Below are 2566 nucleotides of genomic sequence, written 5' to 3'. Positions count from 1 at the left end.
TCTACACCAACGCCGGCAGCAACATTATTCAGAACGCTGGCGCCACCCTCGCGGCGAATTCGCTGAGCCTCAATTCAGGAGGCGCCGTCTCGCTCAATGAGATCGGCAACAGCTTCAACTTCATTTCGGCTAACGTCGCAGGCGCGCTGGTGCTGAAAAAGAGCACACCGGGCCTGCTCGAACTCAACGGACCGCTTTTTTCTTCGGTCGGAATTACCCTCGACCTCGGCGGTGGCCTTCGGCAAGGCAGTGGCGGCGGCAAGACCATCACCGCGCCCAGCTTGATTGTCACTGCGGCCGGCGGACCAGGCAACGGCATCGAGTTGTCCGGCGATTCCAACCCCGTCAGCGCCATCAATCTCACCCAGACCTCAACAACTGCAACCGCGTTTAGCTTCGCCGGCAGTAGCGGCACGCCGCTGACGATCAACGGATTGTCGAACGCCTCGCTGGCAAGTCCGTGGGGAGGCATTTCCATCTCTTCCGCCGGGGCGCCGATCAACATCAACGGCAACATCAGCATCGCGGACGCCGCCGGCAAGGTTCAACTGAATACCCAGAGCGGCAGTCCGATTACCTGGACACTCGGCACGATTACCGCCAACAGGATCGAGTTCCAATACTGTTGCGGCCCCAGTACCGGTGCCGTCGGCACAATCAGCTTCCCCGTCCTGACCCGTTCCATCGGAGGTACGGGGCAGGCGGTAGTCAAGCTCGGCAGCGGCAGCGATCCGATTGCAGCGGCCTACATTTCTCATTCGGGCGACTTGTTGCTGGACAGCAGTTCCGGCTTCGCCGGCAATGCCCCGATAGCGCTCGGCGCCAGCGGCAGTCTGGCAGTGCCCGGCAACCTGAACACCACCGGCGACATCTCGCTCGGCGCCGGCATCGGCGGCATCACCAGCAGCAGCGGCATTGCGGCAAATGGCCTGAGAGTGATTTCAGGTGGCGGCGCAACCTTTGGAGGCACCAACACGATTAGTACGCTGGCCGGCAACATCGCCGGTTCAGGTTTTTCATTCACCAATTCCGGGGCGTTTCAGGTTGGAACGGTCGGCCCCAGTAGTGGTCTGATTCTCGGCAGTGGCGACATTAGCCTGACGGCGGGCAGCGCGAACAGCCTGCTGACCATCGGTAGCAACGTGAATGCCACTTTGGGCAATGTGACTTACATTGCCGACAATCTGGCACACAACGCCTGGACTGCAACCGGCGGCAGCTATGTCGAGGTGAAGCCCTTTACGGCGGCCACCAACATCGAGTTTGTGTCTGCCGGAACCCTGGATGCAGCCGGGTTTCTGCGCTTGTCCAGCGTTGAACTGAGTACCTTCTCCACGCAGTTATTGAAGGTGGGTAGCACCACCACGGTGGGCAGCATTGCCGTCAATGAGCCCGTCGCGCCGCTGAGCTTCCCGTCGCTGAGCTTGGTTACGGGTGGCGGCAACATAACCCAGACGGCCACGCTCACCATTCCCAATCTCCGTGTCTATGCATGGAGCGGCGTCACCCTGCCATTGGCCAATGACGTCACCAATCTCGCCGGCCACACTAATTCAGGCAATTTTGCATTCAATGACGTCAATGCAATAAACGTGGGCATGGTGGATACCACTAACGGCATCAACAATTCGGCCGGTAATGTCACGCTGACGGCGGCCGGCGCCATCGCTTTCACCGGCACCGCCAAGCTGACCGCAAGCAGCGTCAATCTCAATGCTGTTGGTGGCCAGATAACTCACGGCAGCGGGATAGATATTGACACCTCGGCGGCAAACGGCAGTATCGGCCTGAGTGCGGGTGCGGGAATCATGTTGACGGTCAAGCCAGGCGCCGGCGCCGTCAGTGCTTCATCGACGACAGGCGGCATTCTTTTGGAACAGGCAGCGGGCGATTTGCTCACCAGCAAATACACGCTGAACGCCTTAGCTGCGGGACAGACCGTAAGTCTCGCGACCACCAGCGGCAGCATCACGACCGACAGCGTGGCGGACTTTGCCGGAATTGCCGACGATAACCTCACCTTGAAAACGGGCGGCACCGCCAAGGACATCATTCTCAATGGCGGGACGACGTTCAACCTGGGTTCGCTGACGCTGGGCGCGGCAACCTCCGGCAATGCCACCATCACAAGCGGCACCGTCACGTTCAATGCGCCAACGACTGTGCAAAGTCCGATGGGGCTTGTGCTGAGCGGAGGCACGCTCACCGGCAGCGGCGCGATCACGATTCCCACGGGCGGGACGTTCACCTGGGGAGGAGGGACCTTGGGCGGGTCTGGAATCCTGAGCACCGCGCAAGGTTCGACCACCAATCTGAGCGGTGGCAGTATCTATTTGGGCGCGGGGCGGACCTGGAACAACGCCAGCCAGATCAACTTCACCCCGACTGGCCATTACCAAGTCATTGACATCGCCAGCGGCGCCACGCTCAACAACCTCTCGACCGGCGTCATTGACCTGCACACGTCGATGGTCGACAACAGCATCACCGGTAGCGGCACGATCAACAATGCCGGCTCGATCACCAAGACTCTCAACGGCGCCACTGCCCAGACGGTCATCATTGA

1 protein-coding gene is annotated in these 2566 nt (G+C 60.6%); it reads left to right on the top strand.

The genetic code is table 11. The features are described 5' to 3' along the window. Nucleotides 1-2566, top strand: a 2566-nt coding sequence (locus tag Q7T36_RS17875; RefSeq protein WP_304852064.1) for a hypothetical protein, incomplete at both ends; no start/stop codon positions are given.

It is taken from the genome of Fluviicoccus sp. (assembly GCF_030646115.1).
GTDB lineage: Bacteria > Pseudomonadota > Gammaproteobacteria > Pseudomonadales > Moraxellaceae > Fluviicoccus.
The sequence above is the reverse complement of the archived record's forward strand: the minus strand, read 5'-3'. Positions and strand labels throughout refer to the sequence as shown.